Below are 15,318 nucleotides of genomic sequence, written 5' to 3' on the forward strand. Positions count from 1 at the left end.
AACATTCACTATTGTACTAAATAGCATTGGGCAACGCAAGTTTTTTCTTAGGCTGCCATGCTTTTTTTGTACAAGCAAGCCTGTGCGCGGCAGGCTCACTTCGACCATCTTACCGAGAAAGCGCATGAAAGGCAAGCGGGATTGGCTGCCAACTGACCGATCAATCCGTCTACAGATCAGACTGTTTATATATAGAAGGAAGACGTTATACTTATAGTTGGACTTGTTCTCGTGAAGGAGGAACACACAGATGACCTTAGACAATCGAACCCCGTACGAACAGATCGGAGGCGCCGAAACATTGGCGCGTCTTGTCGATATTTTTTATAATCATGTGAAACGTCACCCGGATCTTGCTCCATTGTTTCCGGAAGATCTCACGCCGGTAAAGGAGAGGCAGTATCAGTTTCTCACGCAGTTTTTGGGTGGTCCTACCCTGTATTCAGACATACACGGGCACCCTATGCTGCGCGCACGGCACATGCGCTTTCCGATCGGGACCGCACAAGCGACAGCCTGGCTCGCTTGTATGGATAAAGCGATGACTCAAGCCGGAATCACCGGCGACATTCGCGAGCAGATTTTCGACAGACTTCGCCTCACTGCCCACCATATGATTAACCAATGGGAGCCAATAGAAGAAGCGTAGGGCCCTAACCCCTACGCTTTTGTCGTCAATTTGGAAGGCACTCCTGTCATAGCCGGCGAAGGCTTTGTCCGGCTGCCCGAGCCAAGGTATACACCTGCTACGATCATAAGCAGGGCGAGCAAATGAACAAGCTGCAGCTTCTCGCCTAAAAACAACGCTGCGAAAAGCAAACTGGCCAAAGGCATGCCGTTCAAAAACACGGCAGTTCTGCTCGCTCCCAGCTGACGGATGCCGTAATTCCATCCCAATGACCCGACCGCCGTAGACAAGATCGCAGAAGTCAAAATCACGAGCCACTGGAACGGTGTGACTTCCAGCCCTATATAATAGGAAGCCGGCTGAACGGCCAAAGCTGCACACCAGAGAAACAGGACGCCGAACATCTGCGACAGCGCCGTGATCAGCAGGACGGGAACTCCACGCACGGCCAGTTTGCGGATGAGCAAGCCCCCGGTTACATACATCAGCATCGAAAAGAACATGATCGCGTCTCCCCAGCCGTTTACGTGAATGCCGCCGTGCTGGGATACAACCACAATCAATACTCCCGCAAACCCGATGGCAACCCCAGCCCCTTTGCGCCAAGACATCCCCTCACCCAGGAACAACATCGCCAGAAGCGCCGTTGCCAGCGGATTTAACCCTAGAATGAGCGAAGCATTTCCCGCCGAGGTGTACTGCACTCCGGTCGCGAGCGTCACCTGGTGCATGGCGATAGAGCTGGCTCCTATCCCTGCCGCCAGCAACCAGTTCATCCGCCCGATCTGCAGCTTTTTTCGATAATAATAAACAATGGGCAATAATGCGACACCTGCAAGCGTCATGCGGATTGCCGCCACATACAAGGGCGGAAACATCGTCAAATACTTCACCATGACGACATTCAACCCCCAAAGCGTCACTACCCCCGCCAACATCGCGTACATCCATCGTTCTTTGTTTCTCATCTGATTTCCCCCATCCAATTCCTGTAGGTATTGTAGCACAATCCCTCAAAGTGGCTGGTTGAATCATTTTGATGGCAGTTATGAAAATAACCAATCAAAGGCAAAAACCCGACAACACGAGGCTGTCGGGTTTTCGGTTTGAAGAAATTACTCTTCGATGGAAGCTACAACACCAGCGCCTACTGTACGGCCACCTTCGCGGATAGCGAAGCGAGTACCTTGTTCCATCGCTACTGGAGCGATCAGTTCTACAGTGAACTCAGTGTTGTCGCCAGGCATTACCATCTCAACGCCTTCTGGCAGTTGGATGATACCTGTTACGTCAGTTGTACGGAAGTAGAATTGTGGACGGTAGTTAGCGAAGAAAGGAGTGTGACGTCCACCTTCTTCTTTGGACAGAACGTAAACTTCTGCTTTGAACTTGGTGTAAGGTTTAACGGAACCTGGTTTTGCCAAGCATTGTCCGCGCTCGATGTCTTTACGGTCAACACCGCGCAGCAGGGCACCGATGTTGTCACCAGCTTCTGCTTGATCCAGCAGTTTGCGGAACATCTCAACACCAGTTACAGTAGTAGTGCGAGTTTCTTCAGCCAGACCAATGATTTCTACTTGGTCACCAACTTTAACAACACCGCGCTCTACACGACCAGTAGCAACAGTACCACGACCAGTGATGGTGAATACGTCCTCTACAGGCATCAGGAATGGTTTGTCAGTTGCACGTTCTGGAGTTGGGATGTAAGAGTCAACTGCATCCATCAGTTCGATGATTTTCTTAGCCCATTCGCCGCTTGGGTTGTCCAGAGCTTCTTTAGCGGAACCTTTGATTACTGGAGTATCGTCGCCTGGGAATTCGTATTGGGACAGCAGGTCGCGGATTTCCATTTCAACCAGTTCCAACAGCTCTTCATCGTCAACCATGTCGCATTTGTTCATGAATACTACGATGTAAGGAACGCCTACTTGTTTGGACAGCAGGATGTGTTCGCGAGTTTGTGGCATTGGGCCGTCAGCTGCGGATACAACCAGGATTGCGCCGTCCATTTGAGCAGCACCGGTAATCATGTTTTTCACGTAGTCAGCGTGACCAGGGCAGTCAACGTGAGCATAGTGACGGTTTTCAGTTTCGTACTCAACGTGAGCAGTGTTGATGGTGATACCGCGCTCTTTTTCTTCTGGAGCAGCGTCGATGCTGTCATAAGCCATAGCTTTTGCTTTACCTTGTTGTGCCAATACAGTAGTGATCGCAGCAGTCAGGGTAGTTTTACCGTGGTCAACGTGACCGATGGTACCAATGTTAACGTGTGGTTTACTACGCTCAAATTTTTCTTTTGCCATGAGAGCTAAAGCCTCCTTAAATGATAAGGGTTTTATGTGTTGAAGAAAGGTTTACCCTATCCGGGATTGTCCCTCCAATATTGTAAACCTTTCCTGATTCAAGATAAAGCAGTACCTGCAATTATTCGCCTTTGGATTTCTTGATGATCTCTTCAGCGATGAACTTCGGTACTTCTTCGTAGTGGTCAATCACCATGGAGTAAACGCCACGGCCTTGGGTACGGGAACGCAGAACAGTGGAGTAACCGAACATCTCGGACAGTGGTACCATTGCACGGATGACTTGTGCGTTTGCACGAGCTTCCATACCTTCGATACGACCGCGGCGGGAGTTCAGGTCGCCCATTACGTCGCCCATGTACTCTTCCGGAATTGTGACTTCTACTTTCATGATTGGCTCAAGAATGACCGCGCCGCATTTTTTCGCTGCTTCCTTCAGAGCGAGGGAACCAGCTACTTTGAATGCCATCTCGGAGGAGTCGACATCATGGTAGCTACCGTCAACAAGCGCAGCTTTAATGTCTACCAGCGGGAAGCCGGCGAGAACACCATTCTTCATAGCCTCTTCGATACCTGCTTGAACAGCCGGGATGTATTCGCGCGGAACCACACCACCCACGATTTTGTTCTCGAACTCGAAGCCTTTTCCTGGCTCCAGCGGAGAGAACTCGACCCATACGTGACCGTATTGACCGCGACCACCGGACTGACGAACGAATTTCCCTTCGACTTTTGCAGAGTTGCGGAAAGTCTCACGGTATGCAACTTGTGGAGCGCCCACGTTCGATTCAACCTTGAATTCGCGTTTAAGACGGTCAACGATGATCTCCAGGTGAAGCTCACCCATACCGGAGATGATGGTTTGACCGGTTTCTTCGTCTGTGCGAGTACGGAACGTTGGGTCCTCTTCAGCCAGCTTGGACAGGCCGATACCCATCTTGTCTTGGTCTGCTTTGGATTTTGGTTCGATCGCAACAGAGATAACTGGCTCTGGGAATTCCATGGACTCCAGAATTACAGGAGCCTTTTCATCACACAGAGTGTCACCGGTTGTGGTGTCTTTCAAACCTACAGCAGCAGCAATGTCACCGGAGTAAACCGTTTGGATCTCTTCGCGGTGGTTTGCGTGCATTTGCAGGATACGGCCTACGCGCTCGCGTTTACCTTTGGTAGAGTTGAGTACGTAGGAACCGGAGTTCAGTACGCCGGAGTATACACGGAAGAAGGTCAGACGGCCTACATACGGGTCAGTCATGATCTTGAACGCAAGAGCAGCGAACGGACCGTTGTCGTCAGCAGGACGCTCAACTTCATCTTGAGTATCTGGCAGTACGCCTTTGATTGCCGGGATATCTACCGGAGACGGCAGGTATGTTACAACGTTGTCCAGCATAGGCTGAACGCCTTTGTTGCGGTAGGAAGAACCGCACATAACCACAGTCAGTTTGCACTCGATGGTACCTTTGCGCAGAGCTGCACGGATTTCGTCATTGGTCAGCTCTTCGCCTTCCAGGTACTTCATCATGAGCTCTTCGTCTTGTTCTGCTGCTGCTTCAACCAATGCGAGGCGAAGCTCATCGCATTTATCTTTCAGTTCAGCAGGGATATCGGTTGCGTCAGCAGTTTTACCCAAGTCATCGGTATAGATGATGGCCTTCATTTCGATCAGGTCAACCATACCAACGAATTGATCTTCTGCTCCGATCGGATATTGGATGGCAACAGGGTTAGCACCCAGGCGAGTTTTGATCTGCTCCAGGCACATATCGAAGTTGGCACCGATAATATCCATTTTGTTGATGTAGCACATACGCGGTACGCCGTAGCGGTCAGCCTGGCGCCATACGGTTTCGGTTTGCGGCTCAACGCCACCTTTTGCGTCAAAAACGGTTACAGCACCGTCGAGAACGCGCAGGGAGCGCTCAACTTCTACAGTGAAGTCTACGTGTCCAGGCGTATCGATAATGTTGATTCGATGGCCTTTCCATTGAGCGGTTGTAGCAGCCGAAGTAATGGTGATACCGCGCTCTTGCTCTTGTTCCATCCAGTCCATGGTAGCCGCACCTTCGTGCACTTCACCAATCTTGTGAACGCGACCGGTGTAGAACAGAATACGCTCAGTCGTAGTCGTCTTACCAGCATCGATGTGAGCCATGATACCGATATTACGCGTATTCGGCAAAGAGAACTCGCGAGCCATTCAGGTATGCTCCTTCCATACTCGAGTTTTTGAATAAACGGGTATCCAAAACGGACACCCGATTCAATTTCCTACCAGCGATAGTGAGCAAACGCTTTGTTCGCTTCAGCCATCTTGTGCGTGTCTTCACGCTTTTTCACTGCTGCACCAGTGTTGTTGGCAGCATCCATGATTTCGTTAGCCAGACGTTGCTCCATGGTTTTCTCACCGCGGGAACGGGAGTAGTTAACCAACCAACGCAGACCCAGAGTCGTGCGGCGCTCCGGTTTCACTTCGATCGGAACTTGGTAGTTCGCACCACCGACACGACGAGCTTTTACTTCCAGTACTGGCATTACGTTTTTCAGTGCTTCCTCAAAAACTTCCATCGGATTGCGGCCAGTACGCTCCTGAATGATGTTAAATGCGTTGTAGAGAATATTTTGCGCTACACCGCGTTTACCATCCAGCATCAAACGGTTAATCAAACGAGTAACCAGTTTGCTGTTGTAAATCGGATCAGGCAACACGTCACGACGGGTTACAGGACCTTTACGAGGCATCGTATTCCCTCCTTCTTTTCGTTATCAATTCACGCCAACTCACGGGCGCTTTTCTTATTTCTTTTTCGCTGCTGCAGCTGCTTGACCTGGTTTCGGACGTTTCGTACCGTACTTGGAACGACCTTGTTTACGGTTGTTCACACCAGCAGTGTCAAGAGCACCACGGACGATGTGGTAGCGTACCCCTGGCAAGTCTTTTACACGACCGCCGCGAACCAGCACGACGCTATGCTCTTGCAGGTTGTGGCCAATACCACCGATGTAAGCTGTTACCTCGATCCCGTTAGTCAAACGCACACGAGCGTATTTACGCAACGCGGAGTTTGGTTTTTTCGGAGTCATGGTACCTACACGGGTGCAAACACCACGTTTTTGAGGAGAGCTTTGGTTGGTTTGGCTTTTCTTGAAGCTGTTGTACCCTTTTTGCAGAGCTGGGGACTTCGACTTCACAACCTTATCCTGGCGACCTTTACGTACCAGTTGGTTAATTGTAGGCATGATGTTACCTCCCTTCTTAATACCCAATCTCAAGACCACAGATCCAGGTGAGTCATTTTTGGTCAAATAGAAAGTTCTTGTCCAAACTTACAACTCGTGTAAACACGGACAAAAACACCGTCAACCACTTTTCTTAATAGCAGCAGTAGCTGCTCCCACTTCGATCCCGCACGCCTTGCCTAACCGGCGCATGGAATCTACATGGATGACTGGAACACCCTTCTCTTTGCAAAGGAGCTCGACTTTTTGGGTCAAACGCTTGTCAGCATCAACCGCGATGTAAACAGCTTCTACCTGTTCGGTCTCCACTGCTTTCATCGTTTGCTTGATACCGATCGTTAACTCCTTGGCCCGCTCTACTTTTTCATAAGACATGATGTTCATATCCTCCAAAGTACAGAAGTCAGGCACACTTGAATATAATATCAGGTGGGCTTTTTGTTGTCAACTGCCCGACTACTATTTTTTATTTGGAAAAGCGCCCACGTACAAAGCATGGGCGCTTTTTCCCCCTTACTCGACAGAAACGGTTTCTTGCAGCGAATTCAGCGCTTCTCGCTCTGCTTCGTAATCGGCTTTGCTCGCTACCTTGATGTTGCGGTAACGGGACATACCCGTTCCAGCAGGTACCAGTTTCCCGATAATGACGTTCTCTTTCAGACCGAGCAGGCGGTCCACTTTTCCTTTGATCGCCGCATCGGTAAGTACGCGCGTCGTCTCCTGGAAAGAAGCTGCCGACAGGAAGGAGTCTGTCTCCAGGGACGCCTTCGTGATCCCAAGCAATACCGGACGACCGACGGCAGGGTTTTTGCCTTCGATCAGCACTTTTGCGTTCGCTTGCTCAAACTCCGGAACTTCCACATAGGAGCCTGGCAGAAGGTCGGTATCGCCGCTGTCGATGACGCGCAGTTTGCGCAGCATCTGGCGAATCATGACCTCGACGTGCTTGTCGTTAATTTCTACCCCTTGCATACGGTACACTTTTTGTACCTCTTGCAGGATGTAGTTGGAAACGCCGCGCATGCCGCGAACTTTCAGCATTTCTTTCGGGTCAACAGAACCCTCGGTGAGCTCATCCCCTGCGCTCAGCTTGGTACCGACAGACACCTTGATGCGAGCGCCGTATGGAGCGGAGTACACCTTGCTCTCTGCTTCCCCGCGGACTTCGATCTCGCGGCGGTCTTTGCCCTCGCGGATGTCCACTACTTCCCCGTCGATTTCGGAGATGACAGCCTGCCCTTTCGGATTGCGCGCCTCGAAAAGCTCCTGAATACGCGGCAAACCTTGGGTGATGTCGTCTCCCGCAACCCCACCGGTATGGAAGGTACGCATGGTCAGCTGGGTACCCGGCTCACCAATAGACTGAGCAGCAATGATACCGACTGCTTCCCCGACTTCCACTTCGGCACCTGTCGCCAGGTTGCGTCCGTAGCACAGTTTGCAGACACCGTGGCTGGTGCGGCAAGCGAGCACGTTGCGGATGTAGACTTCGGTAATGCCAATTTTCTCGATATACTCCGCCACTTCCTCGGTAATTTCCTCGTTGCGGCGAACGATGATTTCTTTTGTTTCCGGATGGCGGAGTGTCTCGAAGCAAGTACGTCCAACCAGACGGTCAGACAGCTTCTCGATTTCCTCTTTCCCATCCTTGATCGCTGTAACGCGAATCCCTTTATCCGTTCCGCAATCTTTTTCGCGGACGATCACGTCTTGGGCAACATCTACGAGACGGCGGGTCAGGTACCCCGAGTCCGCTGTACGCAGCGCCGTATCGGCGAGACCTTTCCGCGCACCGTGCGTCGAGATAAAGTACTCGAGTACGGTCAGACCTTCACGGAAGTTGGATTTAATCGGCAGCTCGATGATTCGACCGGACGGGTTCGCCATCAGACCGCGCATACCAGCCAGCTGTGTAATCTGGGATACGTTACCGCGGGCACCGGAGTTCGCCATCATAAAGATCGCATTGAACTTATCCATCGACTTCATGAGCACGTCGGTTACTTCGTCCTTGGCTTTGGACCAAATGGAGATGACGCGGTCATAGCGCTCGTCTTCGGTAATCAGACCGCGACGGAACTGCTTCATGACAGTTTCGACCTTTTGGTCTGCTTCCTCGAGAATGTCTTTCTTTTTGCCTGGTACGGCAATGTCCGCGACCGCAATCGTGATACCGGCCTTCGTCGAATAGGTGAAGCCCAGTTCCTTGATCTTGTCGAGAATCATCGAGGACTTCATCGTTCCGAAGCGACGGAAGCATTCGGAAATGATCGTGCCCAGGAAGCCTTTTTTCACTGCGCCCGGGTCCGGCAAGGCCTTGATGAACTCCTTCACGTTCGTACCTTTTTCAAAGATAAAGTACTCGTCCGGAACCTTCTCTTGCAGGTTCGCTTTGGTCGGTACATTGATATACGGCAACTCTGGCGGGAAGATCTCGTTGAAGATCACTTTCCCTACGGTCGTCACGAGGAGCGCGTTTTGCTGGCGCTCTGTGAAGCTCGTTTTGTTCAGGCTCTTGGCAGGCAGCGCGATGCGCGTATGCAGGCTGATGTAGCCTTGCTGGTAGGCTGCGATCGCATCCTGCGGATCGCGGTAGATTGTACCTTCGCCGCTGTCGCCTTCGCGCTCCAGCGTCAGGTAGTACGAACCAAGCACCATGTCTTGGGATGGCGTTACTACCGGCTTGCCGTCTTTCGGGTTCAAGATGTTTTGCGCCGCCAGCATGAGGATGCGCGCTTCTGCTTGCGCCTCCGCAGACAGCGGAACGTGCACAGCCATCTGGTCACCGTCAAAGTCCGCATTGTATGCCGTACATACGAGCGGATGCAGACGGATTGCGCGGCCTTCTACCAGCGTCGGTTCAAACGCCTGGATACCCAGACGGTGCAAGGTGGGGGCGCGGTTCAACAGAACAGGATGCTCGCGGATGACATCCTCGAGAACGTCCCATACTTCCGGCTGAACGCGTTCGACCTTGCGCTTGGCACTCTTGATGTTGTGAGCGAGGCCTTTGGCGACCAGCTCTTTCATGACAAACGGCTTGAAGAGCTCCAGTGCCATTTCTTTTGGCAAGCCGCACTGGTACATCTTCAGGTTTGGCCCTACGACGATAACGGAACGGCCGGAGTAGTCAACGCGCTTACCGAGCAGGTTTTGGCGGAAACGTCCTTGTTTCCCTTTCAGCATGTGGCTGAGGGATTTCAGCGGACGATTACCCGGTCCAGTCACCGGGCGACCGCGGCGGCCGTTGTCGATGAGCGCATCTACGGCTTCCTGCAGCATCCGTTTTTCGTTTTGTACGATGATGTCAGGAGCACCCAGCTCAAGCAGGCGCTTCAGACGATTGTTCCGGTTGATTACACGGCGGTACAGATCGTTCAGGTCGGAGGTGGCGAAGCGGCCGCCATCCAGTTGAACCATCGGACGAAGCTCAGGCGGAATGACCGGCAGTACGTCCAGAACCATCCATTCCGGGTGGTTTCCGGAGTTGCGGAACGCCTCTAGCACTTCCAGACGCTTGATTGCACGGTTGCGCCGCTGTCCTTGTGCCGTTTTCAGATCTTCTTTCAACGCTTCCACTTCTTTGTCCAGGTCGATCTCCGCGAGCAGGCGCTTGATCGCTTCTGCTCCCATCATCGCTTGGAAAGAGTGGCCGTATTTTTCCCGATAGTTGCGGTACTCTTTTTCCGAGAGCAGCTGCTTTTTATCGAGCGGCGTATCGCCTGGGTCCGTTACGACATAAGAAGCAAAGTAAATGACTTCTTCCAGGGAACGAGGGGACATGTCGAGCACCAAACCCATACGGCTCGGAATCCCTTTGAAATACCAGATGTGAGAAACGGGGGCAGCCAGTTCAATATGCCCCATCCGCTCACGACGTACTTTGGCGCGGGTCACTTCCACGCCGCAACGATCGCACACGACCCCTTTATAACGAACACGCTTGTATTTTCCGCAATGGCACTCCCAGTCTTTGGTTGGCCCAAAGATGCGTTCGCAGAACAAGCCGTCTTTTTCCGGTTTCAGCGTACGGTAGTTAATCGTCTCCGGCTTTTTGACTTCCCCGAAAGACCACGAACGGATCTTGTCGGGGGAAGCCAAGCCGATCTTCATATATTCAAAGTTGTTCACGTCTATCACAGGGCGTTACCTCCCTTTGTACCGGAATCTTACTCGTCGTTCAAGCTTCCGCCTTCGAGCACGAGGTTCAGTTTTTCACCGCTGCCCTCATCCTCGTCTTCCATTTCACGCATTTCGATCTCTTGCTCGTCACCGGACAGGATCTTCACGTCCATACCCAAGCTTTGCAGTTCCTTGATCAATACTTTGAAGGACTCAGGAACGCCCGGTTCTGGAACGTTTTCGCCTTTGACGATCGCTTCGTACGTCTTCACGCGGCCCACGACGTCATCGGACTTGACGGTAAGGATCTCTTGCAAGGTGTAGGCTGCACCGTATGCTTCCAGGGCCCAAACCTCCATCTCCCCGAAACGCTGTCCGCCAAATTGAGCTTTACCGCCCAACGGCTGCTGGGTAACGAGAGAGTATGGCCCCGTAGAACGGGCGTGGATTTTGTCGTCCACCAAGTGAGCCAGCTTCAGCATGTATACACAACCGACTGTTACGCGGCGATCGAACGGTTCACCGGTACGTCCATCGTACAGAATCGTTTTTCCGTCGCGGTCGAGGCCGGCTTCTTCCAACGTCTCGAACACTTCTGCCTGGCGCGCACCGTCGAATACCGGTGTCGCTACGTGGATGCCGAGCAGCTTGGCTGCCATCCCCAGGTGAGTCTCGAGTACCTGACCGATGTTCATCCGGGAAGGTACACCCAGAGGGTTGAGGACGATCTCTACCGGAGAACCGTCTGGCAAAAACGGCATGTCTTCTTCAGGCATGATGCGGGCAATAACCCCTTTGTTACCGTGGCGTCCGGCCATTTTGTCACCCACGGAAATTTTCCGTTTTTGGGCGATGTAGACACGCACCAGCTGGTTTACGCCAGGAGGCAGCTCGTCGCCGTTCTCGCGGGTAAATACTTTTACGTCTACGACGATACCGGAACCGCCGTGCGGCACGCGCAAGGAAGTATCGCGCACTTCACGTGCCTTTTCACCGAAGATGGCGTGCAGAAGTCGCTCTTCTGCAGTCAGCTCGGTAACCCCTTTTGGCGTAACCTTACCTACGAGAATGTCGCCGTCCTGAATTTCCGCACCCACGCGGATAATACCGCGTTCGTCCAGGTTTTTCAGCGCGTCTTCCCCTACGTTCGGGATGTCGCGGGTGATTTCTTCCGGACCGAGCTTGGTGTCGCGCGCTTCGGATTCGTATTCTTCGATATGGATAGACGTATAAACGTCGTCTTTCACCAGTTTTTCAGAAAGAAGAATCGCGTCTTCGTAGTTGTACCCTTCCCATGTCATAAACGCGACGATCACGTTACGACCGAGAGCCAATTCACCTTTTTCGGTGGATGGGCCGTCCCCAATGATATCGCCTTTTTCAATCCAGTCGCCGCGTTTTACGATCGGGCGTTGGTTGATGCACGTACCTTGGTTGGAACGGATAAACTTGTGCAGTTTGTACTTGTCGAGGTCGCCGGCGACTTTCTTGCCGTCGATCTCCTTGTAACGGCGCACCCAGATCTCGCGGGCAGTCACGCGCTCGACTTGCCCCGGATGCTTGGCAACGATCGCTACGCCGGAATCCTGTGCTGCTTTGTGCTCCATGCCGGTACCGACGAACGGCGCCTGCGGGATCAAAAGCGGAACGGCCTGCCGCTGCATGTTGGAACCCATCAATGCGCGGTTGGCGTCGTCGTTTTCCAGGAACGGAATCAAAGCGGTCGCGACAGACACAACCTGCTTCGGCGATACGTCCATGAAGTCGACCTTGTCGCGCGGCACGCTCAAGATCTCGCCTTTGCGGCGGCAAATGACCATGTCGTTGACGAAACGGCCTTCTTCATCCAGCGGCTGGTTTGCCTGCGCTACGTTGAACACGTCTTCTTCGTCCGCTGTCAGGTAGACGATGTCGTCCAAAACGCAACCGGTCTCCGGGTCTACCTTGCGGCGAGGCGTCTCGATGAAGCCGTAGTCGTTGATGCGTGCAAAGGACGACAGGGAGTTGATCAAACCGATGTTCGGACCCTCTGGCGTCTCAATCGGACACATACGACCGTAGTGGGAATGGTGAACGTCGCGCACTTCAAAGCCCGCGCGCTCACGGGTCAAACCGCCAGGACCGAGTGCAGAGAGACGGCGTTTGTGCGTCAGTTCGGCAAGCGGGTTGGTCTGGTCCATGAACTGGGACAGCTGCGAGCTGCCGAAGAACTCCTTCAGCGATGCGATCACTGGACGGATATTGATCAGCGCTTGCGGCGTAATCTGGTTCTGATCCTGAATGGACATGCGCTCGCGAACCACGCGCTCCATCCGGGACAACCCGATGCGGAACTGATTTTGCAAGAGCTCGCCCACGGAACGCAGACGACGGTTGCCCAGGTGGTCAATATCGTCAGTAGAGCCTACACCGTGCAGCAGGTTCATGAAGTAGTTGATCGCCGCCACGATATCGGATGGCGTGATATGTTTAAACGATTTGTCTACATTTCCGTTTCCGATTACTTTGATGATCTTTCCATCTTCAATCGGAGAGAAAATATTGATAGACTGCAGATGAATCGTTTCATCTTCCAAAACGCCGCCGTGCGTGCGAGCGTGGAAGGAGTTGATGTTGCCTTCGAGCGCTGGCAAAATGCGGTCCAGAACGCGGCGATCGATCATTTGGCCAGCTTCCGCCAAAATTTCACCTGTGCTCGTGTCCACCAATGTCTCTGCCAGACGCTGGTTGTACAGACGGTTTTTCAGGTGAAGCTTTTTGTTCATTTTGTAACGGCCAACAGAAGCGAGGTCATAACGCTTTGGATCAAAGAAACGAGAGATCAACAGGCTCTTCGCGTTTTCGACTGTCGGCGGCTCGCCCGGACGAAGGCGCTCGTAGATTTCGATGAGCGCTTTCTCGGTAGAGTCGGTATTGTCTTTTTCCAGCGTGTTCTTGATATACTCGTCCTCGCCCAGCAAGTTGAGGATTTCGATGTCAGAACCAAAGCCCAGCGCACGCAAAAGGACCGTTACCGGGATTTTACGCGTACGGTCGATGCGGACATAAATCACGTCTTTCGCATCTGTCTCCAGTTCCAGCCATGCCCCGCGGTTCGGGATCACAGTTGCTGTGAACGTCTGCTTGCCGTTTTTGTCCACTTTGGTGTTGTAATATACACTGGGGGAACGAACAAGCTGGCTGACAATGACACGCTCAGCTCCGTTAATAATGAAGGTTCCCGTTTCAGTCATGAGCGGGAAATCCCCCATGAAGACTTCTTGTTCCTTCACTTCTCCCGTCTCTTTGTTCAACAAACGTACCTTCACACGCAGAGGCGCCGCATAGGTGACGTCACGTTCTTTCGACTCGTCAACATCGTACTTTGGCTCTCCCAGGCTGTAGTCGATAAACTCCAGCACGAGATTACCTGTGAAGTCCTGAATCGGCGAAATGTCCTGGAACATCTCGCGCAGCCCCTCATCTAGGAACCATTGGTAGGACTTTTGCTGAATCTCGATGAGATTTGGAAGGCCCAGCACTTCGTTAATACGTGAATACGTACGACGCTGGCGGTGTCGGCCACTTTGAATCACTTTACCTGCCAACTTATTCACCCCTCAGGTTGTGTTTTCACACATAGAAACTTGGCATTCGGCCGCTTCAGAGCGTAGACGAATGCCTCAAAAATAAAAATGGGTTAAACCAGTGCTACCATTTTTAACCCAGAGAAACTCTATTTTAAAAGAATTCCCATGTTTTTACTCGAACATTCCTCCCTTTGCAAAATAAAGAAGAAAATGCCTGACAGACAGGGAATTGCTGAAAAATAGACATTTATCCCATATTGACATTTTATAATGCTATCACAATGAAATATGCGCGTCAAGAAAAGTTTTCTAAAAACATCTTCCTGACTATTTCACTGCCCGTAAAATGAAGTAGCCCTTCGAGCGGTCTACCTCTTCCACTTCCCGATAAGTTTCCTGCAGCTTCTTCCAAGCGGATGGCGCCCCCTGCTTCTTCTGGATGACGACCCACATCTCTCCGCCCTCCTCCAGCAACTCATGCCCTTCCGTAAAAATGCGGTGGACAATCTCCTTGCCAGCCCGGATCGGGGGATTCGTCAAGATGACATCGAACTTCTCGCCCTGCACTTCGCTGTACACGTCACTGACCCGAATGTCGACATTGCGAATGCCGTTTCTTTCGGCATTGCGGCGAGCCAGAGCAACCGCACGCTCATTCACGTCGATCATCGTCACCCGGCCCTCTGGTGCGAGCTTGGCAGCAGTCAGGCCGATGGGACCGTACCCACACCCCACGTCGAGTACGCGCGCACGGGGAGCCACCTGCATATTTTCGATGAGCAACACGCTGCCGAAATCGATTCGGTCGCGGGAAAAAACGCCGGCATCCGTATAAAAGCGCAGCTCGAATCCACGGAGTACAAAAGAAAATTGCTGTTCGTCATGCGCAGCACTCGGTCGATTGGTGTAGTAGTGATCTGACACGTGCATGTTCCACCTTTCCTCATCGGTGCAACATCAGCGGTTGCACCTTCAAGCCGTTCAGCAAAGCCCTACAGAAAAACCCCCTGCCGCAGGCAAGGGGATTTCCATGAGGAAGCTAACTTACTTTACTTCTACTTGTGCGCCAGCTTCTTCCAGTTTCGCTTTGAGAGTTTCTGCTTCTTCCTTGGAAACGCCCTCTTTGAGTGTTTTTGGAGCGTTGTCTACCAGGTCTTTTGCTTCTTTCAGGCCCAGACCAGTCAGCTCGCGAACAACTTTGATAACGTTGATTTTGGAAGCGCCGCCGCTTACCAGGTTTACAGTGAATTCAGTTTGCTCAGCAGCAGCTTCAGCAGCGCCGCCAGCAACTACAGCTACAGGAGCAGCAGCAGTTACGCCGAATTCTTCTTCGATTGCTTTTACCAGGTCGTTCAGTTCGAGAACGGACATGCCTTTAATGGCTTCCAAGATTTGCTCTTTAGACATTTTGAAATCCTCCCATTCAAGGAATAGTATAGTGTTTGTCAACCAA

At 52.2% G+C, this 15,318-nt stretch carries 11 protein-coding genes; 1 reads left to right on the plus strand and 10 read right to left on the minus strand.

What is annotated here, in order from left to right; translation table 11 throughout:
• The first annotated feature begins 250 nt into the window (after positions 1-250).
• A complete protein-coding gene (locus ACFSO0_RS05725; RefSeq protein ID WP_376877581.1) occupies positions 251-649 on the plus strand; it encodes a globin domain-containing protein in 399 nt (132 codons plus the stop codon).
• An 11-nt stretch (positions 650-660) separates the two neighbouring features.
• On the opposite strand, the gene ACFSO0_RS05730 is transcribed toward ACFSO0_RS05725, so the two are convergent.
• The 10 genes from ACFSO0_RS05730 to rplL all read right to left on the minus strand — a co-directional run bounded on the left by ACFSO0_RS05730 (position 661) and on the right by rplL (position 15,272).
• The gene (locus ACFSO0_RS05730) at positions 661-1,596 is read right to left on the minus strand and encodes a DMT family transporter (protein ID WP_376877584.1); all 936 of its coding nucleotides are present in this window, start codon (positions 1,594-1,596) and stop codon (positions 661-663) included.
• A 147-nt stretch (positions 1,597-1,743) separates the two neighbouring features.
• Positions 1,744-2,934 (minus strand): elongation factor Tu, encoded by a 1,191-nt coding sequence (tuf, locus tag ACFSO0_RS05735; protein ID WP_376877587.1) that lies wholly within the window; start codon positions 2,932-2,934, stop codon positions 1,744-1,746.
• 121 nt (positions 2,935-3,055) lie between these two features.
• Positions 3,056-5,134: an elongation factor G gene (gene fusA, locus ACFSO0_RS05740; protein WP_376877590.1), complete on the minus strand. Its 2,079-nt coding sequence runs from the start codon at positions 5,132-5,134 to the stop codon at positions 3,056-3,058.
• Between the two features lie 71 nt (positions 5,135-5,205).
• Complete coding sequence (rpsG, locus tag ACFSO0_RS05745; RefSeq protein WP_376877593.1) at positions 5,206-5,676, minus strand: 30S ribosomal protein S7; 471 nt, start codon at positions 5,674-5,676, stop codon at positions 5,206-5,208.
• Positions 5,677-5,730: 54 nt separating this feature from the next.
• The gene (gene rpsL / locus ACFSO0_RS05750; RefSeq protein ID WP_376877596.1) at positions 5,731-6,174 is read right to left on the minus strand and encodes a 30S ribosomal protein S12; all 444 of its coding nucleotides are present in this window, start codon (positions 6,172-6,174) and stop codon (positions 5,731-5,733) included.
• Positions 6,175-6,294: 120 nt separating this feature from the next.
• The gene (locus ACFSO0_RS05755) at positions 6,295-6,549 is read right to left on the minus strand and encodes a 50S ribosomal protein L7ae-like protein (protein WP_376877599.1); all 255 of its coding nucleotides are present in this window, start codon (positions 6,547-6,549) and stop codon (positions 6,295-6,297) included.
• A 138-nt stretch (positions 6,550-6,687) separates the two neighbouring features.
• The gene (gene rpoC, locus ACFSO0_RS05760) at positions 6,688-10,314 is read right to left on the minus strand and encodes a DNA-directed RNA polymerase subunit beta' (protein ID WP_376877602.1); all 3,627 of its coding nucleotides are present in this window, start codon (positions 10,312-10,314) and stop codon (positions 6,688-6,690) included.
• Positions 10,315-10,343: 29 nt separating this feature from the next.
• Entirely contained in the window at positions 10,344-13,883 is a 3,540-nt protein-coding gene (rpoB, locus tag ACFSO0_RS05765; protein WP_376877605.1) for a DNA-directed RNA polymerase subunit beta, read from the minus strand.
• A gap of 309 nt (positions 13,884-14,192) precedes the next feature.
• Positions 14,193-14,789, minus strand: coding sequence for a class I SAM-dependent methyltransferase (locus ACFSO0_RS05770; RefSeq protein ID WP_376877685.1), 597 nt, complete (start codon positions 14,787-14,789; stop codon positions 14,193-14,195).
• Positions 14,790-14,909: 120 nt separating this feature from the next.
• Positions 14,910-15,272, minus strand: coding sequence for a 50S ribosomal protein L7/L12 (gene rplL / locus ACFSO0_RS05775; protein ID WP_376877608.1), 363 nt, complete (start codon positions 15,270-15,272; stop codon positions 14,910-14,912).
• Positions 15,273-15,318: the final 46 nt, after the last annotated feature.

It is taken from the genome of Brevibacillus sp. GCM10020057 (assembly GCF_042683565.1).
Taxonomy (GTDB): domain Bacteria; phylum Bacillota; class Bacilli; order Brevibacillales; family Brevibacillaceae; genus Brevibacillus.